This is a genomic window from Streptomyces sp. TRD_SC_5 (genome assembly GCF_056836825.1).
Window position 1 is genome coordinate 13160 of record NZ_JBWZZS010000001.1, and the last position, 21700, is coordinate 34859.

Annotated in this window: 18 protein-coding genes and 2 tRNA genes; 10 read left to right on the plus strand and 10 right to left on the minus strand. The window is 69.9% G+C overall.

The window, feature by feature from the left end:
• Nucleotides 1–110: 110 nt before the first annotated feature.
• A complete protein-coding gene (gene serS / locus AC1P0E_RS00065; RefSeq protein WP_482740070.1) occupies nt 111–1406 on the plus strand; it encodes a serine--tRNA ligase in 1296 nt (431 codons plus the stop codon).
• A 52-nt stretch (nt 1407–1458) separates the two neighbouring features.
• On the opposite strand, the gene AC1P0E_RS00070 is transcribed toward serS, so the two are convergent.
• The 6 genes from AC1P0E_RS00070 to AC1P0E_RS00095 all read right to left on the minus strand — a co-directional run bounded on the left by AC1P0E_RS00070 (nt 1459) and on the right by AC1P0E_RS00095 (nt 5040).
• Nucleotides 1459–2271, minus strand: a complete 813-nt coding sequence (locus AC1P0E_RS00070; RefSeq protein ID WP_482740071.1) for an SDR family NAD(P)-dependent oxidoreductase — start codon at nt 2269–2271, stop codon at nt 1459–1461.
• Nucleotides 2268–3083 (minus strand): alpha/beta fold hydrolase, encoded by an 816-nt coding sequence (locus AC1P0E_RS00075; protein WP_482740072.1) that lies wholly within the window; start codon nt 3081–3083, stop codon nt 2268–2270. Before AC1P0E_RS00075 ends, AC1P0E_RS00070 begins: the two co-directional genes overlap by 4 nt.
• On the minus strand, nt 3080–4351 hold the full coding sequence (locus AC1P0E_RS00080; RefSeq protein ID WP_482740073.1) for an LLM class flavin-dependent oxidoreductase: 1272 nt from the start codon (nt 4349–4351) through the stop codon (nt 3080–3082). The genes AC1P0E_RS00075 and AC1P0E_RS00080 overlap by 4 nt, the downstream gene beginning before the upstream one ends.
• A gap of 45 nt (nt 4352–4396) precedes the next feature.
• Nucleotides 4397–4780, minus strand: coding sequence for a cupin domain-containing protein (locus AC1P0E_RS00085; protein ID WP_482740074.1), 384 nt, complete (start codon nt 4778–4780; stop codon nt 4397–4399).
• Nucleotides 4781–4857: 77 nt separating this feature from the next.
• A tRNA-Arg gene (locus AC1P0E_RS00090) sits at nt 4858–4943 on the minus strand.
• An 11-nt stretch (nt 4944–4954) separates the two neighbouring features.
• Nucleotides 4955–5040: transfer RNA gene (locus AC1P0E_RS00095), tRNA-Arg, on the minus strand.
• 330 nt (nt 5041–5370) lie between these two features.
• Between AC1P0E_RS00095 and AC1P0E_RS00100 the strand changes: the two genes are divergently transcribed.
• From AC1P0E_RS00100 to AC1P0E_RS00125, 6 genes are all read left to right on the plus strand, one after another.
• Entirely contained in the window at nt 5371–5592 is a 222-nt protein-coding gene (locus tag AC1P0E_RS00100) for an acyl carrier protein (protein WP_482740075.1), read from the plus strand.
• A complete protein-coding gene (locus AC1P0E_RS00105) occupies nt 5585–9478 on the plus strand; it encodes a type I polyketide synthase (protein ID WP_482740076.1) in 3894 nt (1297 codons plus the stop codon). The genes AC1P0E_RS00100 and AC1P0E_RS00105 overlap by 8 nt, the downstream gene beginning before the upstream one ends.
• Nucleotides 9475–11052 carry a long-chain-fatty-acid--CoA ligase gene (locus tag AC1P0E_RS00110; protein WP_482740077.1) on the plus strand — a complete coding sequence of 526 codons (1578 nt, stop codon included), beginning with the start codon at nt 9475–9477 and terminating at the stop codon, nt 11050–11052. Before AC1P0E_RS00105 ends, AC1P0E_RS00110 begins: the two co-directional genes overlap by 4 nt.
• 8 nt (nt 11053–11060) lie before the next feature.
• A complete protein-coding gene (locus AC1P0E_RS00115; protein ID WP_482740078.1) occupies nt 11061–11822 on the plus strand; it encodes a thioesterase II family protein in 762 nt (253 codons plus the stop codon).
• Nucleotides 11823–11863: 41 nt separating this feature from the next.
• Nucleotides 11864–12316, plus strand: a complete 453-nt coding sequence (locus tag AC1P0E_RS00120; protein ID WP_482740079.1) for a nuclear transport factor 2 family protein — start codon at nt 11864–11866, stop codon at nt 12314–12316.
• A gap of 163 nt (nt 12317–12479) precedes the next feature.
• Complete coding sequence (locus AC1P0E_RS00125) at nt 12480–13349, plus strand: NHL repeat-containing protein (protein ID WP_482740080.1); 870 nt, start codon at nt 12480–12482, stop codon at nt 13347–13349.
• A 130-nt stretch (nt 13350–13479) separates the two neighbouring features.
• Here the strand turns inward: AC1P0E_RS00125 and AC1P0E_RS00130 are convergent, their stop codons facing one another.
• The 4 genes from AC1P0E_RS00130 to AC1P0E_RS00145 form a co-directional block, all read right to left on the minus strand.
• On the minus strand, nt 13480–14298 hold the full coding sequence (locus AC1P0E_RS00130) for an AfsR/SARP family transcriptional regulator (RefSeq protein ID WP_482740081.1): 819 nt from the start codon (nt 14296–14298) through the stop codon (nt 13480–13482).
• A gap of 275 nt (nt 14299–14573) precedes the next feature.
• Nucleotides 14574–16397, minus strand: a complete 1824-nt coding sequence (locus tag AC1P0E_RS00135; protein WP_482740082.1) for an asparagine synthetase B family protein — start codon at nt 16395–16397, stop codon at nt 14574–14576.
• Between the two features lie 122 nt (nt 16398–16519).
• The gene (locus AC1P0E_RS00140; RefSeq protein WP_482740083.1) at nt 16520–17794 is read right to left on the minus strand and encodes an acyltransferase family protein; all 1275 of its coding nucleotides are present in this window, start codon (nt 17792–17794) and stop codon (nt 16520–16522) included.
• A complete protein-coding gene (locus AC1P0E_RS00145; protein ID WP_482740084.1) occupies nt 17791–19227 on the minus strand; it encodes a pyridoxal phosphate-dependent decarboxylase family protein in 1437 nt (478 codons plus the stop codon). Before AC1P0E_RS00145 ends, AC1P0E_RS00140 begins: the two co-directional genes overlap by 4 nt.
• Before the next feature lie 241 nt (nt 19228–19468).
• On the opposite strand from AC1P0E_RS00145, the gene AC1P0E_RS00150 reads away from it, so the two are divergent.
• From AC1P0E_RS00150 to AC1P0E_RS00160, 3 genes are read left to right on the plus strand one after another with little or no spacing between them, the layout of a single operon-like run.
• Nucleotides 19469–20554 carry an acyl-CoA dehydrogenase gene (locus tag AC1P0E_RS00150; protein ID WP_482740085.1) on the plus strand — a complete coding sequence of 362 codons (1086 nt, stop codon included), beginning with the start codon at nt 19469–19471 and terminating at the stop codon, nt 20552–20554.
• A 41-nt stretch (nt 20555–20595) separates the two neighbouring features.
• Nucleotides 20596–21123: a hypothetical protein gene (locus AC1P0E_RS00155; RefSeq protein WP_482740086.1), complete on the plus strand. Its 528-nt coding sequence runs from the start codon at nt 20596–20598 to the stop codon at nt 21121–21123.
• Nucleotides 21120–21683, plus strand: a complete 564-nt coding sequence (locus tag AC1P0E_RS00160; RefSeq protein WP_482740087.1) for a flavin reductase family protein — start codon at nt 21120–21122, stop codon at nt 21681–21683. The genes AC1P0E_RS00155 and AC1P0E_RS00160 overlap by 4 nt, the downstream gene beginning before the upstream one ends.
• Nucleotides 21684–21700 lie beyond the last annotated feature (17 nt).

Consider the following 21700-nt stretch of genomic DNA (forward strand, 5'->3'; position numbering starts at 1 on the left):
CTGCGCTTCGAGCCGGGATCGCTAGCGTCGCGCTGAAGGCGGGGCCGATGACGGGCCCGCGGTTGCCGGCGTCGCTGCACTGGCCCTCTCGTCCGAGGAGCAGAACCTCCATGCATAATGCCCGCGTTCTGATCGACATGGGAGACGAAGCGGTCCGCCGCCTCGCCCGTCGCGGCTACACCCTGGACCTCGCCGCTCTCGAGGATCTCCAGTCGCGTCGCAACAAGAGCGTCCGGGCCGGTGACGAGCTGCGGTCCCGGGCCAAGCGTGTCGCCCGGGAAGTCCAGCAGGCCGCGAGGCGCGGTGCGGACATCGCGGAGCTCAAGGACACCGCGCGTACCGTCAAGGAGCAGGTCCGGGCCGTGGAGGCCGAGCAGGAGCGGCTTGGGCAGGAGCTGACCGAGCTGCTGCTGAGCATCCCGAACCTGCCGTCGGACGAGGCGCCGGACGGGGATTCGGAGAAGTTCGCGGTCGAGCAGCGCCGGGTCGGGGTGCCGCCCGTGTTCTCCTTCCGGCCGGCGGATCATGTCGACCTCGGTGAGGCCATGGGCATCCTGGACTTCGGCCGGGCGGCCAAGCTGTCGGGGAGCCGGTTCAGTGTGCTGCGGGGTGCCGGGGCGGTTGTGGAGCGGGCGCTGGCGACGCTGCTTTTGGACCTGCACACCGGGCGCCACGGTTACGTCGAGCACTCGGTGCCGTTCCTGGTCACCCGCAGGGCGATGACGGGCACCGGTCAGTTGCCTAAGTTCGAGGAGGATCTGTTTCGCACGGGTGTCGGCGACCGGGACCTGTTCCTGATCCCGACCGCGGAGGTTGCGCTCACCAATCTGTACGCGGACGAGATCATCCCGGCCGCCGAGCTGCCGGTCGCGCTGACGGCGCACACGCCCTGTTTCCGGTCGGAGGCGGGTTCGTACGGGCGTGACACGCGTGGTCTGATCCGCCAGCACCAGTTCTCGAAGGTGGAGCTGGTCCGGATCGTGGCACCGGAGCGGTCGCGGGCCGCGCTGGAGGAAATGGTCGGCCATGCGGAAGCGTGTCTGCGGGAGCTGGAGCTCTCCTACCGGGTCGTCACGCTCGCCGCGGGCGACACGGGTTTCTCCGCGCGGCTCACGTACGACATCGAGGTGTGGCTGCCCAGTCAGGAGACTTACCGGGAGATCTCCTCGGTGTCCGACTTCGGGACGTTCCAGGGGCGTCGCGCGGGTATCCGTACGCGTGACGAGAACGGAAAGCCCGTACCGGCCGCGACGGTCAACGGTTCGGGGCTGCCGATCGGACGGACGCTGGCCGCGGTGCTGGAGCAGCACCAGCAGGCCGACGGTTCGGTGCTGCTGCCCGCTGCTCTCGCCGCGTACGCCGGCTTTGGCCGGATCGCCCCGGACGGGACGTGCGCGCAGGCATAGGCGCACGGGTAGGGGCCGGTGCCCGTAGGCACCGGCCCGTGTCCGCCGGGGTTCAGCCGGTGGGCCGGAGCAGGGCGGAGCCGCCGTAGAAGGAGGAGACGCCTCCGTCGATGACGACGGCGGAGCCGGTCATGAACCGTGAGCCGTCGCTTGCCAGGTAGACCGCGAGGCCGACGAGTTCCTGCGGGGTGCCGAACCGGCCGGCCGGGACGACCGACAGGAACCGCTCGGACAGGTCGGTGTCCGTGACGAATCCGTGGGTGAGGTCGGTGTGCATCCAGCCGGCCGAGATGGCGTTGACGCGTACGCCGGCCGGGGCCCACTCGGCGGCGAGCGAGTGGGTCAGTGCGTTGACCGCCGCCTTGGACACCGCGTACGGCGCGTAGTTCGGCAGGCCGGCTTTGGCGGCGACCGAGGAGATGTTGATGATCGAGCCCTGGCCCCGTTCGACCATGGCGGTGCCGGCCGCCCGGCACACGTGCAGGACGGAGTCGAAGTTGAGCCGCATCTCGCGCTGCCATTGGTCTTGTGTCAGGTCCGTGAAGGGGCCCGCGCAGGTGATGCCGCCTGCGTTGTTCACCACGACGTCCAGCGGGCCCAGTTCCTTGACCGCCCGCTGGACGCTGTCGTCGATCTGCTCGGGATCCTCCACGTCGCACGTGAGCCTGACCGCTCGCCGGCCGAGCTTCTCGACCTCGGCGGCGACTTCGTCGAGCCCTTCGGCTCCGCGGGCGAGCAGTGCGACGTCGGCCCCTGCCATGGCGTATCCGATGGCGATCGCGCGGCCGAGGCCGCGCGACGCCCCCGTCACCAGGGCTGATTTGCCTGTGAGGCTGAACAGCGAGGAGGCCGAGCCCTGGCTCATCGAAGGAACTCCTCGATTTTGGACACGGTGTGCTTGAACTGCTCGAGCTGCGGCAGGTGACCGCCGTCGTCGACGAGCGCGAGGGTGCTGTCCTTGATGAGGCCGGCGAATTCGTCGGCGTAGACGGCGGGGGCGAGCCGGTCCTCGCGTCCCCACACCACCAGGGTCCGGGCCGCGACCCGGTGCAGTCGTGCCCGCAGGCCCCGGTCCGGGATCGGCCAGGTGAACTTGGCGGTGCAGCCCAGGGCCCAGACCATGCCCGCGGCGGCGGCCTGGGCGGCTTCGGGGTCCTCGGGGAACGCCAGGGCCGCCTGGGCCACTTCGCCCGCCGGGTCGTGGAAGAGCAGGTCGGGCAGCGCGGTGGGTGCCGCGGCTGCGAGGGCGGCGACCGGCGCGTCGTCCCGCCACAGGCCGAGGGGGGAGATCAGCACGAGCTTGCCGGGCAGGGCGGGGAAGTGTGCGGCCAGTTCCGCGGCCAGCATGCCGCCGAAGTCGTGCCCGACGACCACCGGGCTCCGAAGGCCCAGTTGCCGGGTCGCCTCCTCGAGGGCGAGCACCACGTCGGAGAGGTGGTCGATGGTGTGTACGGCGTCGGGGTCGCCGGGTGTCGTCCCCGGGAACTCGGGGGCGTACACGGTGTACTGCTCGGCGAGCCGGGCGACGAACGGGTCCCAGACCAGACCGGTCGAGCCGTGCAGGTACAGCAGCGGGGCGCCCTGGCCCGCTACCTTGAAGCGCAGCTTGAGCCGCCCGTCCCAGACCTCGACGGTCTCCTCGCGGAGCGTGCCCTGCGTGGAATCGGTGGTGGTCATGAGGCAACCGCCTTCCGTGCCGCGGCCGGTGTGCCGGTGGCGGGCAGGGGTGTGCCGCCCAGCCGCTCGGGCCACCAGTGGTGGCTGAATCCGTCGTCCTTCCACAGGGTGCGCAGGTGCGGCAGGACTTCGGTGGTGAACAGGTTGATGTTCTTGTGCACCAGTTCCTTCGGCATGGACCCGAATCCCAGCATCGCGTGCAGATTCCCGATGCCGTAGGTGCGGCAGTATTCGAAGAGCTGCTCGCGGACGGTGGCGGGGCTGCCCGCGATAACGGCGCCGGCGTCGGCGAGTTCGCGGAAACTGGCGGTGCGCATCCGGTCGAAGAGGCCGAAGTCGCCCGAGTCCTTCAGGAGTGCCTTCACGCCTTCGATGTGGATGCCGCCGGGCAGGGCGAGCTTTTCGGCGGGAATTCCGCCGAGGCCCTTGCGGTAGGCGTATTCGACGTGCGCACCGTATTCCTGTTCCGCGCGTGCGTCGGTTTCGCTGACTGCGATCGTCTGCAGGAAGCCCATGCGATACGGATTGCGCTCCAGGCCGAGTTCGTCGGCCAGGTCCCAGAAGCGGTCGAAGATGCGCTTTCCGGTGAGTTTGGCGCCGTTGAAGCCGAAGTAATTGAATCCGAATCCGCGCTCGAGGGTGAGCTGCATGGTCCGGGGGTTCCCGATTCCGGTGATCCAGACGGGGGGCTGCTCCTGGAGCGGCCGGGGCCAGATGTTCACCTGCGGGTACTGGCCGAACCGGCCGTTGAAGGCGAAGGGTTCGCGGTCGCGCCAGGCGCGCAGGACCAGCTCGAGGTTTTCGTTGAACCGCCCGCGGACCTCGATCGGGGGGATGCCGTTGTTGATGCTGGCGTCGTAGCTCAGGCCCACGGGGAAGCCGGCGAGGAGCCTGCCGCCGCTGATCACGTCGACCATTGCGTACTCTTCGGCCACGCGTACGGGCTCGCGCGACTTGCCCAGCGACCGTCCCATGGGGAAGATCGCGACGTCGAGGCCCTCGGCCTCGGTGGCGTACGCGAGGGTGCTGGCGACGAGGTTCGGGTTGGGCATCATGTCGTACGAGCTCTGCCCGTGCTCGGTGAGCGCGAGGCCGTCGAACCCCGCCCGTGCGCCGAACATGAGTTCGTCGAGATAGTCGCGCATCGACGTGTACACGCCCTGGTCGGTCGTCACACCGTAGGGAGTCGTACAGACGGAGTCGTGGTGCTTTTCGAAGTCCGGCGCGAGGTGCCGGTACGGCGCCTGCTCGAACAGAGTGACCTTCATCTACCCTCCAGCAAAACCGGGTTCACAAGCGGGACGGGCCGGGCGTCACAGCTGGGCCACCAGGACGACGGACTCGCCGCCGACGCTCCTGGTGGAGTGGCCCTTGCCCGTGATGTCCTCGACGAGGACGGTTCCGCCGGGCAGGAAGCGCCGCGCCTCGCCGTCGCTGACCGTCACCTCGAGCTCGCCCGAGACCAGCGTCATCACCTGGCGCCGGGGGGCGGGGTGGAAGTCGCCGAAGTAGCCGTCGGGGAGAAGCAGGTAGACGCTCGCCTTGGCTTCCACCGGGGTCGAGACGAACATCGAGGGAGCCGGCGGTGCGAAGTTGAGCTCCGCTGCCTCGGTCTTCTCGTCGGCGAAGTGGGACTCGCCCGCCTCGTCGGTGTACATCCGTGTGATGTCGATCTTGCGGGACTCGGTTCCCGGCATCGCTTTCTCCTTCTCAGAGGGCAGCTACTTGGGCCGCAACGCAACTGATGGGCCGGCAAGCCGGCCCATCAGGGCTGCGGAGAGGGCAGGATTCGAACCTGCGAGGGCCGAAGCCCTTCTTTGCCGAAACAAGGATCCGTTAGGCCACTACGGAAACCTCTCCAGGGCGGAGAGCGGAGAGGGCAGGATTCGAACCTGCGAGGGCCGAAGCCCTTCTTTGCCGAAACAAGGATCCGTTAGGCCACTACGGAAACCTCTCCAAGTGGGATCCGGCTGGTTGCTCCGGTTCCCGCTGTCCGCTGCCAGAACTATGGCAGGTGGTGCTGACACGAGGCTGATGGGCACCTGATGCCTTCCGGCGGCCGGCCCAATCGCTGTTCCGGATCTCTCCGTCAGCGCATTGTCAGCCGGGCATCAACTCCACTCTGCTTCAATCGACGCCGGTACCGGCATCTCAATACGCGACCGGCGGCGGAAGTAGGTGGGAGCAGATGACGGAATCGTTTACAAATCTACGGGAACTACCCAGGTCTGAACGGCTGGAAGCTCTTGAGGAAATAGTTGTCCGGGAGTTCAGGGACACGCTTTTGATGACCGACGACGAAGAGTTCCAGCTGTCGGAGAGCTTCTTCGACCTGGGGTTCACCTCGCTGCGGATCACCGAGGCGAAGCAGCGTCTCGAGGCGCGCCTGGATTGTTCGATCAGCTCCAACGTGCTGTTCAACAACCCGACCGCGCAGCAGTTGGTGGAGTACCTGATGAGCGATGTGCTCACCGATCTCTTCTCGGAGAGCGCGGACCGGGATGTCTGAACCTGGTGTGAACGACCACGACGAGCCCATCGCCGTCATCGGCATCGGTCTGCGTTTCCCCGGCGGGAACGACACCCTCGCCGGGTTCGAGGAGTTTCTGCGGGCCGGGCGCAGCGGCATCGGGCCGCTTCCCCGTGACCGCTGGGATGTCGACGCGTTCGTCTCCGAGGATCCCCGGGCGCCGGGGACGATCTCTGCGTCCGCGGGCGGATTCCTGGACCGGATCGACGAGTTCGACCCCCAGTTCTTCAACATCTCGCCCAAGCAGGCGCATTACATCGATCCCCAGCAGCGCATGCTGCTGGAGACCGCCTGGGACGCCCTGGAGGACGCGGGTGTCGATCCGGCGCTGACGCGTGACGGCGGCGTCTATGTCGGCGCCACGCCCTTCGACCAGGCGCTGGAGCTGGACTCCGTACCGTACGAGAAGCTCGACGGGGCGCTGGCCACCGGCATGGGGGCGTATCCGCTCTCCGGCCGGCTGTCGTACTTCCTGCGCTGGCGCGGCCCGAGCCTGACCACGGACACGGCGTGCGCGTCGTCGTTGACGGCGCTGCACATGGCTGTCGCCGGTCTGCGGGCCCAGGAGTGCGGTATCGCGCTGTGCGGGGGCGTCAACGCCCTGCACCACCCGCGGATCTTCGCGATCCTCTCGCAGGCTCAGATGCTCGCGCCGGACGGGCACTGCAAGACCTTCGACGAGGCCGCGGACGGGTACGCGCGGGCCGAGGGGTGCGGCGTCCTGGTGCTCAAGCGGCTGTCGGACGCCCGGCGTGACGGGGACACCGTGCTGACGCTGATCCGGTCCACCGCCATCGGCCACAACGGGGAGAGCGCGGGGCTGACCGCCCCCAACGGAACCTCGCAGGAATCGGTGATGCGCCGGGCGCTGGCCCGTGCCGGTCTGGAGCCGGGCGACGTCCAGTACGTGGAGGCGCACGGCACGGGAACCCCGCTGGGTGATCCGATCGAGATGGGGTCGATCAACGGGGTGTTCGGCGGTGCGCACCGCGACGGTCCGGGTCTGACGGTCGGCTCGGTCAAGTCGAACCTGGGGCACATGGAGCCGGTGGCCGGCCTGGGCGGCATCGTCAAGGTCGTTCTGCAGATGCGCAGCGGCCTGTTCTTCCCCCATCTGTACGAGACCCCGTCCGGGCGCATCCCGTGGGACACCTACCCGGTGAACATTCCCACGCAGTGCACCCCGTGGCAGGCGCCGGTCCGCCGGGCCATGGTCAACAGCTTCGGGGTGGCCGGTGCCATCGGCATCGCCGTGCTCGAACAGGCGCCGCCGCTGCCCGCCGCGGACGAGGTGTCCCAGGGGCCCCATGTGTTCACCCTGTCGGCGAAGAGCCGGACCGCGCTGAGCCTCCAGGTGGGACGCTACCGGCGCTTTCTCGCCGAGAATCCGGCGATCGGTGCGGCCGATCTGTGCCTGACCCGCAATGTGGGGCGCGCGCACTTCAACCACCGCCTGTCGGGTGTTGTTGGCGACAGCGGCGAGGCACTGGCGCTGCTGGAGCGCAAGGCGGCCCAACTGGCCGCGGGCGAGCGCACGTCGGGCGATCTGCGCAAGGTCGCGTTCCTGTTCACGGGCTCGGGTTCGCAGTACGTCGGGATGGGAGCGACGCTCTACCGCCGGTTCCCGGTCTTGCGTACGCACGTCGATGCGTGCGACGCCCTGTTCGCCCCGCATCTGGGCCGGTCCGTGCGCGACGTCATGCTGGGCACGGCCCCGGACGCCGAGGAGCGGCTCGCCGAGACGACGTACACCCATGCGGCGCTGTTCACGCTGGAATACTCGCTGGCCAAGCTGTGGCAGTCGTGGGGGATACGCCCCCAGGTGCTCATCGGGCACAGCGTCGGGGAGATCGCGGCGGCGACCGTGGCGGGCCTGTTCTCCCTGCGGGACGGCATCGCCTTCCTCGCGGCCCGGGCCCGGCTGATCCAGTCGGTCTCCGCGCCCGGCGCCATGGCCGCCGTCGCGGCGCCCGCCTCGGAGGTCGAGCCGCTGCTGGCCCATGTGGTGGATGTCGGGATCTGTGCGGTGAACTCCCCGCGCCAGTGCGTGATTTCCGGTGCGGCGGACGCGGTGGGCCGGCTCACCAAGGTTCTTGAGGGGCGCGGGGTGACGGTCACCGCGCTGCGGGTCTCCTCGGCGTTCCACTCCCCCCTGATGGAGGGGATCCTCGAGCCGCTGCGCGCGGTGCTCGGGGGCATCGAGTTCCACGAGCCGTCGGTCACCCTCGTGTCCTGTCTGACCGGCGAGGTCGCGGTGGGCAGCGAGCTGGCCACCGCCGACTACTGGGTGCGGCACGTGCGCGAGACGGTCGACTTCGAGGGTGGCATGCGCACGGTCGCCGCCCGGGGGCAGCACGCCTTCATCGAGATCGGGCCCTCCTCCGCCCTGGGTTCGCTGGCCAAGCAGTGCGTGCCGCAGGGCAAGCACCGCTGGCTCACCAGCCTGCGCCCGGCGGACACCGAGGGCAGGACGATCCAGCAGGCGCTGGCCGACGCGTACGCCGCGGGGCTGGCGGTGTCCTGGCCCGCGGTGCACGCCGGGGGGCCCGGGCGCCGGGTGCCGCTTCCCTCGTACGCCTTCGACCGCAAGCGCTACTGGATGCCCGACCAGGTCGGCAGGCACGGCACGGGGACGGCCCCCGCCACGCACCCGCTGCTGGGCACCGAAGTTCCCGTACCCGGACGAGGCGATGGTGTGCGGGAGTTCGTCACCCGGCTCGGCTCCCGCCGTCCCGCCTATCTCGCCGATCACACCTCCCGCGGCCGGCCCTTCGTTCCGGCGGGGGCCTACGCGGAGTCGGTCCTGGCGCTCATGGACGCGGTCCACGGCGACACCCGCAGGCCGATCGAGGACCTGCGCTTCCACGAGGCGCTGTTCCTGGGCGAGAACCCTGTGGAGGTGCGCACCCGTCTCATACCGCGGGCCGACGGCCGGGCATCGGTCGAGATCGTCAGCCGCACGGCGGCAGGCGCCCGGTTCGCCGAGCGGCTGCACGCCACCGCGGTGGTCGGGGCGCACGAGGGGCACGGGCCGGGGCTGAGCGAGCGGGGCCGGCAGTTGCGCGAGCGGGCCCTGGCGCCCGGCGCCCGGGGCCGGGTGCTCGGGGCCGGTGAGGTGCACGCGGCGTACGCGAAGGCCGGTCTGGAGTACGGCCCGCAGTTCACCCGGGTCCAGCAAGTGGTCCGCCACGGCACGGACCTGGCCCTGAGCGAACTGCACGGCGGGGACATCTCTGGCGCCGAGTTCATGCCGCCGCCGCTCTTCGACGCCGCCACGCACGGTCTGGCGGCCCTGACCGATGCCGAGCACACCTACATGTCGGTCGGTATCGCCTCGGTGCGGGTGTTCAAAAAGCCGCGCGCCGGGCTGCTGCGGGCCGTGCTGCGCATCAGGCCGGCGGACGACGGGGCGACCGCGTTCGCTGCCGACGCCCTGCTCCTGGAGGGCGAGGAGCCGGTCCTGGAGCTGGTGGGCATGGCCTTCAAGCGCCTGGCGGCGGCCACCGGCGGCGCACCGGCCGAGGCCGGGCACAGGAGGACCGGCGAGAGGACGACCGGCGAGAGCGAGAGGACGACCGGGCACAGGACGACCGAAGCGGCCGGGGCCGCCGGGCCACCCGCGTCGACGGCTGAGTTCGTCCGTACCGCCGTCGCACGCCTGTTGCGGATCGACGACGCCCAGGGCATCGATGCGGACACCGCCTTCCTCGATCTCGGTCTGGATTCGCTGGTGGCCACCGAGCTGCGTGTGCTTCTCGAAAGCGAGCTGCGCGTGCCGCTGCCGGCGTCGGTCGTCTTCGACCACCCCTCCATCGAGCAGCTCGTGGAGTTCCTGGAAAAGCGAAGTGTGAAGGAGCGGATATGAGCGGGACCATGGACCGGACGATCACCGCCAGGTCCGCCCGGCACGCACGCGAGAGGCCGGACGTCGTCGCGCTCGCCGTCGAGGGCAAGGAGGTGACGTACGCCCAGCTGCACCGCGAGAGCAACCGCTGCGCACACGCGCTGCTGCGGGCGGGGCTCGGCCCCGGCGCGCGGGTGGCGTATCTCGGCAAGGAGTCCGAGCACTACTACGAGCTCGCGATCGCCTGCGCGAAGAGCGGCACGGTCCTGGTGCCCGTCAACTGGCGGCTGACCAAGGGCGAGGTGGATCACGTACTGCGCGATTCCGGGGCCGAAATCCTCCTGGTGGAGCGGGAGTTTCTGCGGATCGCCGAACGGATGCGCGGCGAGCTGCCCACCCTGCGGACCATCGTGGAGATGGACACCGCCGCCGAGCGGGCCGCGGGATTCTTCAGCTGGAAGTCCGGTGCCCCGGACACCGATGTCGACCTCGTGGCGCTCCCCGAGGACCCGATCGCCCAGATGTACACGAGCGGCACCACCGGTCTGCCCAAGGGCGTGGTGCTCCCGCACAGATCGTTCTTCACCTTCATCGAGAACATGCAGCAGCACGGCGTGGACTGGATCGACTGGCGTCCCGAGGACCGCAGTCTGACCTGCTTCCCCGGTCTGCACGCGGGCGGCTACGCGTGGTTCATGCACTGCTTCAACGTGGGTGCCACCAGCGTCGTCCTGCGGATGTTCGTCGCCGAGGAGGTGGTGCGCCTCATCCGCGAGGAGGCGGTCACCACCGTGTGGGCGGCTCCGGCCATGCTCCAGATGATGCTGGACGAGAAGGACGCGAGCCTGGAGGGCTTCAGCTCCCTGCGCAAGATCGTCTACGGTGGCTCGCCGATCGACTACGAGCTGATGGTGCGCTGCATCGAGGAGTTCGGGTGCGAGCTCGTCCAGGCCTACGCGTCGGCGGAGACCGGCAGCTTCGTGACCTGTCTGACGGCGGCCGAGCACGTTCCCGGCAGCGCCCTGATGGCGTCCGCGGGCCGGGTGTGCCCCGGCAACGAGGTCAAGATCATCGATGATGACGGCAACACGCTGCCCACCGGGCGGATCGGGCGGATCTGCCTGCGCAGCCCCGCCCGGTTCACCGAGTACTTCAAGCAACCGGCGGCCACCGGCAAGATGATCGTGGGCGACTGGCTGCACATGGGGGACGCCGGGTACCTCGACGAGAACGGCTATCTGTTCCTGCGTGACCGGATCAACGACACCATCATCGTCGCGGGGCAGAACATCTACCCCGTCGAGATCGAGAACGCGATCCGCGAGCACCCCGGTGTCACCGATGTCGCCGTCTTCGGTGTGGCCGATGCCCGGTGGGGCGAGGCCGTGCGCGCCGCTGTGGTGCGCCGCGTTGGTCACCAGGAGCCGACCGAGCGGGAGCTGATGCTCTTCCTCAGAGGGCGGATCGCGGACTACAAGATCCCCAATGGGTACGCGTTCCTGGACTCCCTGCCGCGCAATCCGACCGGCAAGGTGCTGCGCCGGGTTCTGCGCGAGCAGTACGCCCCGCAGCCGGCCGGGGCCGGGCAGCGGTGACGCCGGGGGTGCGCGCGGGGCCGGCCGGGTGGCTTCGCCCCGCCGACCCCGATCCCGGGGCACAGGCGGCGCTGTTCTTGTTCCACTACTCCGGCGGCGGAGTGTCGATGTACAGCCGGTGGCCGTCCTTGGTGCCACCGAGCATCGCCTGCCGCCGGGTCCAGCTGCCGGGCCGTCAGGACCGCATCGGCGACCGGCCGTTCACCGCGATCGGCCCGCTCGTGGAGGCCCTGTGCGAGGTGCTCGCCCTGGACCTCGACGACCGGCCGTACGTCCTGTTCGGCCACTCCATGGGCGCGCTGCTGGCCTACCGTGTGGCTGTCGCGATGGAGCGGCGGGAGGCTGTCCCCTCCCCCGCGCTGCTGGGTGTCTCGGGCTGGGCGCCGGAGGGTTTCTCCATGCCCACCCGGGGCCTGGCCGAGGGCCCGGACGCGGGAATCGTCGAGCTGCTCCGGGAGCTGGGTTCGGTTCCCGACCATGCCCTCCAGTGGCCCGAACTGGCCTCGATGGTGGTGCCGGCGATGCGGGCCGACCTGGCCGTGTGCGCCGGCTACCGGGACGACGGCGCCACGGTCGGCTGTCCGCTCGTGGCCTACAGCGGCCGGGACGATCCGTACCTGGAGCCCGGCGCGATGCGGTCCTGGGAGGCGCGCGGCACCGCCTTCCTCGGAAACCGGGAGTTCCCCGGCGGGCATTTCTTCATCCATGACCAGGGCCCCGGCATCGCCGCGGACCTGGTGCAGCAACTGCACCGGGTCCAGTCGGCCTGACGGCCCTCGCACCAACCGGTACACCCAACCAGGAGGACATCATGCTGCCCAGCCCCAACAAGCTCGCGGAGCGCTACGTCGAACTCTGGAACCAGCCCACCGAGGAGCTGCGGCGAGAGGGTGTGAAGAAGCTCTACACGGAGGACGCCACGTACATCATGTACCGGCGCGACCCCTTCCACGGCCACGACGTCATCGCCGAGCAGATCACCTACACGTACAACATCTATTTCCCGCTCGGCTACCACTTCAAGTCGTCGTACAACGCCGTGGGGCACCACAACCTGGTGCGGTTCAACTGGGTGATGATCTCGGACGAGAGCGGCGAGGTGGAGATGGCCGGGCAGAACACCGTGGTGCTCGCCGAGGACGGCCGGATCCAGGCCGACTACCAGTTCCACGAGAAGATCCCGACCGCGTTCGTCTACAACGACGGCTTCGACGAGACGGGGCGGGTGACGCGGCCGGCCGACCCCATTGTTGTGCGTTCCTGACGACTCCCGGTGGCCACGCGCGCGTGGCCACCGGCCGTACTCCGACTGGAGATGTACTGTGCAGCGCCGAATACGCACTCTGCTCGCCGCCCTGTGTCTTGTTGCCCTGTCGCTGGTGTCTTTGCCGAGCGCATCGGCCGATGACGTTGCGTCGGGTGACACGATGGTGTTGCCGGGAGATGACTTCTACCCGGAGAGCATTCACTCCGCTGCGGACGGGACCCTGTTCGTCGGCAGTCTCGTCACCGGTGAAATCGTCCGGTTCCGGCCCGGCTCGAGGACGGCGGAGACATTTGTCCCGGCCGGCGTCAATGTCGGAACCGGAGGGATCCTGGTCGATGCGAAACGGGGCGTGCTGTGGGCCTGCGCCGTCGACCCGTCCTATCGCACGCCGTTCATGCTGCGCGCGTTCGGCCTCACCGACGGCGCCCTCAAGGCAAGCTACACCGTGCCGGGCCAGGGGATCTGCGCCGACATCACTCTCGCCCGCGGCGCCGTCTACGTCGCGGATGCCTCCAACCCGACCCTCACCCCCTACCGCGGGGCGCGGATGCTGCGGCTGACCACCCCCGACCCGCTGCGGGCGGCCGGCGGCACCCTCTCCGTGTGGTCACAGGACCCGAAGTTCACCGGCGACAGGGCCGCCCTGCAGATCGACGGAATCGCCTTCGACGGCAACGCCACGATCTACACCACCAACAACGACACCGGTGAGCTGCTGCGCGTGGGTATCGCGCCCGGCGGCTCGGCTCTGCCGGCGGTGGAAGTTGCTCTGAAGGACGGTCCTCTCGCGCTGCCCGACGGCATCCGCATGCTCACTGCCACCAGGCTTCTCGTCACCGAGCTGGGTACCAACCGCCTGCTGCGGGTCGATGTGACCACCGGGACCACGACCGTGGTCGCGGAGCGGTTGGGCGAACCCACGGCCGTGGCCGCCGGCTCGAAGCGCGGCACCTGGGTGTCCGAGGGGCAGGTGCTGCGTTTGCAGCAGAACATACCCCCGGTGCTGCCGTTCAGGATTCGCCGCGTATGAACCGGGTGGCACACACCCCATGAAAGCGGTGCGGGCGCGACCTCGTCGCGCCCGCACTGCTTTTGCCTCGCTGCCGGCTCTCGCGCCCGGATCTGCGGCCCGTGCGGGCATCGCAGCGGGGCGCGGATCGTCATCGCATGAGGACGAGCCGCGCCCCGTCGTCGTTGCCGGTGCCCCGGATGAGGACGGACTCCTCCAGCAGGACCGGGTCGTGTTCCAAAATGGCCTTCTCGTACCACCGCAGCATCGGGGACGGTTCGATGCCGAGCTCCTCGTCGAGGCGCCGCCGGAACTCCCGGTAGGTGCTGAGTGCGTCTATCTGGCGTCCCGAGCGGTAGAGGGCGACCATCAGCAGGCAGCAGAACTGCTCCTGCGCCGGGTTTTGGGCCGCCACCTCGGTCAGTTCGGAAATGATCCGGGCGTGCCCGCCCGTCCTCAGCTCGATGGCGTAGAGCAGTTCCAATGCGGACACCCGTGCCTCTTCGTACTTCGCCGTCGCGATCTGGCACAGGGGGCCGCCCACGACCGCGCCGAAAGCCGGTCCCCTCCACAGCGCGATGGCCTGCCGGAGGTCGGCGAGACTGCGGTGGGGGTCCTCACCGGCGTGCTTGCGGATGTTCTCGACGGAGTCCAGGAACACCTGGGCGTCCAGCTCGCCCGGCCGCAGGGTGAACTGGTAGCCGGAGACGGTGGTGGTGATGCGTGGTGCCGTGTCGGAGTCGACGCGTGCCAGGGTCCGGCGGAGCCGGCTGATCTGGGCCTGCAGGGCGTTGTGCATCTTCGTCGGTGGTGTGGTGCCCCAGAGCTCCTCGGCCAGGGATTCGATGGTGACCAGCCTGTTTCCGGTGGCCATGAACGACGCGAACAACAGTTGCTGGATGGCCCCCTTGGGCCGGGTGACATGGTTGTCGGTGCGGATCTCCAGGGGCCCGAGTACGAAGAAGTGCATGATCCCCCCGTGGGATGGGCTGGAACTGATTCGTGCCTGATGGACGCTATGCAGCGTGTGCTGCCCGGCTTGAGCATGACTAGATGATCAATGCCGGCAACCATGCTGCTCGAATGAGCAAGTGGCCCCCGAATGAGGAGAGTTGGCGTCGTGCGGGTCGTTACCGGGCTGTCTCGTGGCGGGGCTGCCGGGCGGACTTGAGCCCTTCGTGTACGAGCGGTGGCGGCGGCGGACGGGAGGTGCCCCGGGGCGGCTGCCCCCGGCGCACGGTGGGATCAGGCGGCAAGCGAAGGCTCCAGGCGGGCGGGGTCGAAGAGCCGGGCGGGGCGCAGCGCGCGCAGTTCCTGGCTCCACAGTTCATGGACGAGCAGGGCCCACACCGCGTCCGCTGCGGTCTGCGAGGGGTTCTTGAACTGGGCCGCGAGCAGGGACTGCACGGCGCCCGCGTCCAGCCGGCCCTCGCTGTCCAGCCGGCCCCGGGCGAGGGTGTCGCGGGCGAGTTCCATCAGCGCGGTGCCCGGCGCCAGCATCGTCGAGGCGGGTGAGGGGGCGGGCTGCCCGGCCCGGTGGACTATGGCTTCGCTCAGCAGGCCGAGACCGGCTTCGTGGAGCACCTCGCCGCCGGGCTTGCGCCGCACCGGCAGGCGCCGGGAGAACGCTGTCACCGAGGGCTGGAGGTACGGCATCCGGGCCTCGACGGCCCAGGCCGCGCTCAAGTGGTCGATGCGGCGCAGCTGGCAGGCGGGCAGCAGCCGGCCGGTCTCGAAGTCGAGGAGGGTTTCGAGCCGGTTGCCGGTGCTCGCGCGCAGCGAGCCGGCGAGGCGGTCGGCCGTGGCGCCGCGGGAGCGGAGGTAGTGCCGGTACTCGCGGGTGTACAGCGATTCCCGCAGCTGTCTCGGTACGGGGGCGAGTGCGTCGAGGTACGGGCCGATCCAGCCGTCGCCGTCCGGGGCCGCGGCGGCCCGGCGGACGCGGGCGGATCGGGCGAACAGTTCGTCGGCGCCCTCGGCGCTCAGTGCGACGGTGAACCCCGCGCCGCGGACCGCGCGAAAGAGCGCGTAGGTGCCGAGCGTGCCGGGGTCGGCGTGGGGCTGTCCGAGGTGCCAGACCGTGCGGGGCAGCAGTTCGGCGAGCTCCGCGGTGTCGATGACGACTTCGTGGTGCACCGCTTGGGTGCGCCGGGCGATGGCGCGTGCCAGGCCGCGTCCGGGGCCGGGCCGCTGCCCGTGGTGGGTGGCGTGGAAGCTGTGCAGGGGCGGGGCGCCGGTCTCTCTCAGCTGCCGGGCCGCGGTGGCGGTGAGCAGGCCGGCGCCGAGTCCGTCGGTGAACAGGGAGGCCACCGGGACGTCGGCGTGGGCGAGCCGGCGCATTTCGAGGCCCAGCACCGTGTCGACACCGGCCTCGCCGGTGACCTGTGAGGGCCGGGGCGGCGCGATCTGGCGGTGTGCGACGCGCAGGCCGCTGTGGCCCGCCGCGACCGCGGTGGCGGCCGGGGGCAGGGTCCTGATCCTCCGCAGGATCGTCCGGCCGTCGAGGGCGGCCCGGGTGCTCAGGTACTCGTCGAGCCCCGATTCGCGTTGTTCGGCGGGGACCTGGGAGAAGGCCAGCAGGCCGGGGAGTTCGGAGGCGAAGTGCACCTGCCCCGTCGGGGAGGTGTGGTGGTAGAGGGTCTTGATGCCCTGGTCGTCGGTGGCCAGGACCAGGCGGGGTTCGGTTCGCACATCGATCAGGGCGACGGCGAACATCCCTTCGAGGTGCTGGGCGAAGGACGTTCCGTACTCGGCGTACAGCGCCGGGAGCAGCGTGCCGTCGCACCGGTCGGCGAAGGCGTGGCCGCGGGCGCGCAGCCGGCGGCGCAGTTCGTGGTGGTTGTAGATCTCACCGTCGAAGACCGCGATGATTTTGGGCAGTTGGGGTGTCCGGTACGGCTGGCAGCCGCCCGTTGGGTCTGTCACCGCGAGTCTGTTGCAGCCCAGGGACCAGTTTTTGCCTTTGAGTACACCTATGCCGTCGCGCCCTCCGTGGACTTGGCGGCCGGAGACCGCGGCCAGTTCCGAACGGGCCGTCTGGGCAGCGAACGAACCGAAGATTCTGGACACGGGGCCACCTCCGTGGCCGTCGCTCGCCGTGGAAGAGCGACGGCTCGAGTCGAACCGGATCTTTTTGGTACGGGGGAACATGCCGCCGGGCCGCCCCGGTTTCGGGGCGGCCGGGCGTGCGGTCAGCGAGGTTCGCGGGCCGGCACGTCGCTGTGCCGCGGCCCTTCGGGCGGGGCGCTCGCAGCGGTGGCCGGGGACGGGGTGTCGAAGTCGGCGGGTGCGGCGGGGGGAAGGGCCTCGGGTTTGTCCGTACGGCTTCGGGGTCTGCTCCAGCGGTTCATCATCGGGGTCTCGACGGCGGTGTGCAGCAGCCAGGCGAGCCCGAGGCTGATGGCCAGGCAGGCCAGGATCAGGCCGGCCGCGGCCCAGGGCCCGAAGGTGACGCCGAAGCCGAGTTTGCTCCGGCCGTAGATGATGACCGGCCCGTGCACCAGGTAGAGGGCGAAGGACAGTTCACCCAGCCTGACCATGGTCCGGCTGCGGAAGGGGGACTTGTCCGCCGTCACGTCGGCGGCCGCGGCGGCGGGGATGAGCAGCGCGATCGGCACCAGGCACACCGCGACCGTCGCGTAGGCCCACGGGACGGCGGAGGAGGCGAGGTAGGCCGCGAGGGCCAGCAGGCCCGCGGGGAGCAGTGGGAGGTTGATCCAGCGGCCGGACAGCACGATGCGGGCCATCAGCATGCCGAGGACGAATTCCAGCATGCGCACCGGGGGGAGGGCGTAGACGAACCAGACCTGCCAGATCGAGGCGGGGAAGGGGAATTCTCCCGGTGCGGCGGCCATGTGCTCGCCGGGCAGGGCGAACTGTGCGACGACCGCCACGCCGACGACGGCCGAGACCACCGCGCCCGCCCACATCCACAGCCGGGCCGGGTCGATTTTCTGGAGCCGGCGGTACAGCAGCGGGAAGCAGAGGTAGAACAGGATCTCGCAGGAGAGCGACCAGCTCGGCGGGTTGATGCTGAAGATCGTGTCCGTGCGGGGTATCCACGTCTGGACCAGCAGGAGGTTGGGCAGCCACTGCTGCCAGCGTGCCGTGGCGCCGACGACCAGGACCATCATCACGACGAACATGACGATGTGGTTGGGGTACATCTTGACCGCCCGGCGCCGCCAGAACCGGCGGGGTGTGTCGGTGGGCCGGGCCGCCCAGGTCAGGACGAATCCGCTCAGTACGAAGAAGAACGACACGCCGACCCAGCCGGCCTGGCTGAAGGCCGTCTCGAACCATGTCGCGATGTCGCCGCGAAAGGGGCTCAGCGGCGGCGTGGTCTGGGAGGAGTGGAAGAGGAACACCAGCAGCGCGGCGACGAAGCGCATGCCGGTGAGCGACGGCAGCCGGGAGTGCGCCGCCTGTGCGGTGTCGAGCGGGAGGCGTGGAGCGCTACGGGTCATGATGGTCTTCCCTGGGGGATGCGTGGGAAGGAGCCGGCAGAGGCCGTCGCGTGGGCGAGGGCTTCGCGGATCTCCGTGACGGTGCGGTCGACGTCCGCGGCAGTGGTTCTCCAGGAGGTGACGGAGATGCGCATCGCGGCGCGTCCGCCCCAGGTCGTCGCGCCGAACCAGCAGACGCCGCCGGCCTGCAGGCGGGCGATCACCTCGCGGGTGACGGTGTCGTCGTCACCGAAGCGCACCAGCACCTGGTTGAGCACGACGTCGTTGACGATCTCGACGTGCTTCTCGGCGCCGAGCTGCTCGGCGAAGCGGCGGGCGTTGGCGCAGCACTGGTCGATCATGTCGGCCACTCCGGTGCGGCCCAGGCTGCGCAGCGCGGCCCAGACGGGCAGGCTGCGCGCCCGGCGGGAGAGCTCGGGAACCCACTCGATGGGGTCGCGCTCCCCCGGTGTTCCCGCCGGCAGGTAGTCGGCACGGGTGTGGAGCATGGAGGACTGGTGCGCCGCGGGGTGGGCCACGAAGACCAGCCCGCAGTCGTAGGGCACGTTCAGCCACTTGTGTGCGTCGGTCGCCCACGAGTCGGCGCGCTCGGCCCCGGCCACCAGGTGGCGCAGGGTGGGGCTGGCCGCTGCCCACAGGCCGAAGGCGCCGTCCACATGGACCCAGGCGCCGTGGCGGTGCGCGATGTCGCAGATCTCGCCGACGGGGTCGACGGCTCCGGAGTTCACGTCGCCGATCTGCGCGCAGACGATCGTGGGGCCTTGGCAGCCGGCGAGGACCCCGGCCAGCTCCTCGGTGCGCAGCCGGCCCTCGGCGTCCGCGGGTACCACGTGCAGTTGGTCGGTGCCGAAGCCGAGCTGGCGCAGGGCCAGGTCGATCGTCAGGTGGCGCTGTTCGCCGACGACCACATGGATCGTGGGGGCGCTTTGCAGTCCCCGGCGTTCGACGTCCCAGCCGATGTCGGCGAGGACCTTGTGGCGTGCCGAGGCGAGGGCGGTCACATGGGCCATGGCGCAGCCGGTCGGGAAGCCGACCGACACTCCGGCGGGCAGGCCCAGCAGGTCGATCAGCCAGCCTGCGGCGACGTGCTCCGCGGTGGCCACGGCGGGGCCGAGGTCGAAGATTCCGCTGTTCTGGTCCCAGGCGGTGGTGATCCAGTCTGCGGCGATGGAGACGGGCAGTGTGCCGCCGACGACGTAGCCGAAGTAGCGCGGGCCGGAACTGGCGACCACTCCGCCTTCGTCCGCCGCCCGGCTCAGCAGGTCGAGGGTCTCGGCGGGCGGGGTCGGCCCGGTGGGGAGCGGCCCGCCGAGCAGTTTCGTCAGCTCGGCCGCCCCGGCGGTGGCACCGACGCGGCGCTCGGCCAGACCCTCCAGGTAGCCCACGGCCCGCTCGGCCGCGTACGCCAGGAATTGCCTCTCCTCATCATTCATTTCACCGAAGGTAAGGCATATTGCTGACCGGCCACTGACGATGTTTTCTTTCCGTCCACCGGGTCTCCAGGGTCAGTTGAGTGTCAGTCCGGCGTCAGTCGAGTGCTGACATACTCGATTTCCGTCGGTGATCATCTCCTGTCCAACCCCTCAGGTACCGACCTCACAGTCCAAGGAGAGTGCGGCGTTGCGAGTCCTTAGTTCCGCGCGCGATGCGTGCGAGAAATTTCATCCGGGTCTATTGGCTGCGCTCGAGGCGATTGAGCTGGCGGAACGCGAGTCGGCCGACAGCCAGGTGGTGGAGATCTTCCGCTCCCATTCGGGCCCGGGGCTGCTCGTGCCGTCGGAGTTCGGCGGGCAGAACGCCGGCGCGCTCGACGCGATGCGCGCCCAGCGCGCCCTGGGGTCGCTGTCGCCGTCGCTCGGTGTGGCCACGGTCATGCACCACTTCACGGTGGCCATGCTGTTCAGTCTCGCGCGGACCGCCGACCGTCTGAGCCCCGCGCAGACCAAGCTCCTGGAGGCGATCGCGGCGGACAGCCTGCTGCTGTCGTCGGCCTGGGCCGAGGGGCGTACGGATCAGAACATCCTGCTGCCGTCGGTGGTCGCGGAGCGGGTCGGCGACGGCTTTCGGGTCAACGGTGAGAAGAAGCCGTGCAGTCTGTCCAGGTCGATGGACCTGCTGACCGCGAGTGTCGCGGTCACCGACGACGAGGGAAACGGCAGCCTGGCGCTGCTGCTGATGCCGGCCGACTCCCCCGGTATCACGGTCGAACCGTTCTGGTCCTCGCCCGTGCTGGCGGCGGCGCAGAGCGACCTGGTGCGGCTCAAGGACGTCGAGGTGCCGGAGAAGTACGTCATCAGCAGCACGCCGGAGGACCAGGCGCGGCTCGACGATCTGCAGACGGCGGGCTTCACCTGGTTCGAGCTGCTGGTGACGTCCGCGTACACCGGCGTGGCTGCGACGCTCGTCTCGCAGGTTTTCGCCGCGGGCCGGGGCACCGGGGGCGACCGGGCGGCTCTCGGGGTGAAGTTGCAGGCCGCCGTGGATCTGCAGGAGGGTGCTGCCCGCGCGATCGACTCGGGCACGACGGGCGACGAGGTGGTCGCGGCGGTCCTGGTGGCCCGTTACGCGACGCAGGACCTGCTGGCCGCCGCGGTGGACAGCGCGACGGAACTTCTCGGAGGCATGGCGTTCGTCCGCTCCCCCGATGTCGCCTATCTGGCCTCGGCGGTACGTGCGCTGGCGTTCCACCCGCCGTCCCGCGCGAGCCTGTCCACGGAATTGGTCGAATACTTCGAGGGAAATCCGCTGCGTCTGTCCTGACTGTCCATTCACCGGCCACGTAATGACCTACGGAGGAAATCGTGGACCAGAAGAACCCGTTCGAGACGCCGAATACGTTCCGACTGCACCGGGCGGAGTACCTCGTAGGATTCGCGCTGTCGATCGTCCTCATCGTCATCCACTTCGGTGAGATCCGCTGGCTTCCGTTCCTGGTGCTGTTCGCGTACATCGACCTCATCGGCTACATACCCGGCGCGATCGCTTTCCGCCGGAGCCCGGACGGACGTATTCCCAAGGTGTACTACGTCCTCTACAACACCATGCACAGTCTGATCACCCAGGCCGTGGTGGTGGGTTTGTGGCTGTGGCTGGTGGGACCCGAGTGGGCGCTGCTGGCCATTCCGTTCCATGTGCTCGGGGACCGGGGCCTGTTCGGGAACTTCCTCAAGCCGTTCGGGCTGCCCTTCGAGCCGGTCGCCGAGCCGCTCTACGAGCGGATCGTCACCAAGATGGAGCTGCAGGCCGGGGTCTTGGGCGCCCGGGAACGCGTGCCGGCGCCGGCCGCGCAGCACGGCCCGCCGGCCACGCCCCGGGGGGCCGAGCTTTGAGTCCCCGCTCCCCCGCGTCCGGCGGGTTCGCCACCGCAGGGAGCGGGCAGGCCACGGGTGCCGAGGCACGCAGGCACGCGCTGCGCCGCTTCGCTTCCGGGGTCACGGTGCTGACCGTCAACTACGAAGGGCTGCGCCACGGCACCACCGTGAGCGCCGTGGTGCCCATCTCCCGTGACCCGCTGGTCCTGGGCGTGTGTCTGCGGGCCTCGTCCGGCCTGACGGCTCTGGTCCGGCAAGGGGGCACATTTTCGGTCAATATCCTGTCCAGCGAACAGGCGGCTGTGGCACGCCAGTTCGCCGCTCCGGGCCGGGGCCACGGTGATGCCCAGTTCGCCGGGGTCGGCTGGAGCACGGACCGTCTCACCGGTGCACCGCTGATCGACGGCTGCCTGGCGCACCTGGCGTGCTCCTTCACCGGGTGCCAGCGGATCGGTGACCACGACCTCATCACCGCCGAGGTGCTCGCCGGACTCCCGGCGGCCGGCGACCCGTTGCTCACGTTCGCCGGGCAGCTGCGCCAGGAGGGGCCCTCGGCCCTCGGCGTCACCACCGCCTGAACCGCGACAACGCGACA

What these genes read in the sequence shown, in the direction of transcription:
- serS (WP_482740070.1), top strand. Translation starts at nt 111, where the DNA reads ATGCATAATGCCCGCGTTCTGATCGACATGGGAGACGAAGCGGTCCGC.
- AC1P0E_RS00070 (WP_482740071.1), bottom strand. Translation starts at nt 2,271, where the DNA reads ATGAGCCAGGGCTCGGCCTCCTCGCTGTTCAGCCTCACAGGCAAATCA.
- AC1P0E_RS00075 (WP_482740072.1), bottom strand. Translation starts at nt 3,083, where the DNA reads ATGACCACCACCGATTCCACGCAGGGCACGCTCCGCGAGGAGACCGTC.
- AC1P0E_RS00080 (WP_482740073.1), bottom strand. Translation starts at nt 4,351, where the DNA reads ATGAAGGTCACTCTGTTCGAGCAGGCGCCGTACCGGCACCTCGCGCCG.
- AC1P0E_RS00085 (WP_482740074.1), bottom strand. Translation starts at nt 4,780, where the DNA reads ATGCCGGGAACCGAGTCCCGCAAGATCGACATCACACGGATGTACACC.
- AC1P0E_RS00100 (WP_482740075.1), top strand. Translation starts at nt 5,371, where the DNA reads ATGACCGACGACGAAGAGTTCCAGCTGTCGGAGAGCTTCTTCGACCTG.
- AC1P0E_RS00105 (WP_482740076.1), top strand. Translation starts at nt 5,585, where the DNA reads ATGTCTGAACCTGGTGTGAACGACCACGACGAGCCCATCGCCGTCATC.
- AC1P0E_RS00110 (WP_482740077.1), top strand. Translation starts at nt 9,475, where the DNA reads ATGAGCGGGACCATGGACCGGACGATCACCGCCAGGTCCGCCCGGCAC.
- AC1P0E_RS00120 (WP_482740079.1), top strand. Translation starts at nt 11,864, where the DNA reads ATGCTGCCCAGCCCCAACAAGCTCGCGGAGCGCTACGTCGAACTCTGG.
- AC1P0E_RS00125 (WP_482740080.1), top strand. Translation starts at nt 12,480, where the DNA reads ATGGTGTTGCCGGGAGATGACTTCTACCCGGAGAGCATTCACTCCGCT.
- AC1P0E_RS00130 (WP_482740081.1), bottom strand. Translation starts at nt 14,298, where the DNA reads ATGCACTTCTTCGTACTCGGGCCCCTGGAGATCCGCACCGACAACCAT.
- AC1P0E_RS00140 (WP_482740083.1), bottom strand. Translation starts at nt 17,794, where the DNA reads ATGACCCGTAGCGCTCCACGCCTCCCGCTCGACACCGCACAGGCGGCG.
- AC1P0E_RS00145 (WP_482740084.1), bottom strand. Translation starts at nt 19,227, where the DNA reads ATGAATGATGAGGAGAGGCAATTCCTGGCGTACGCGGCCGAGCGGGCC.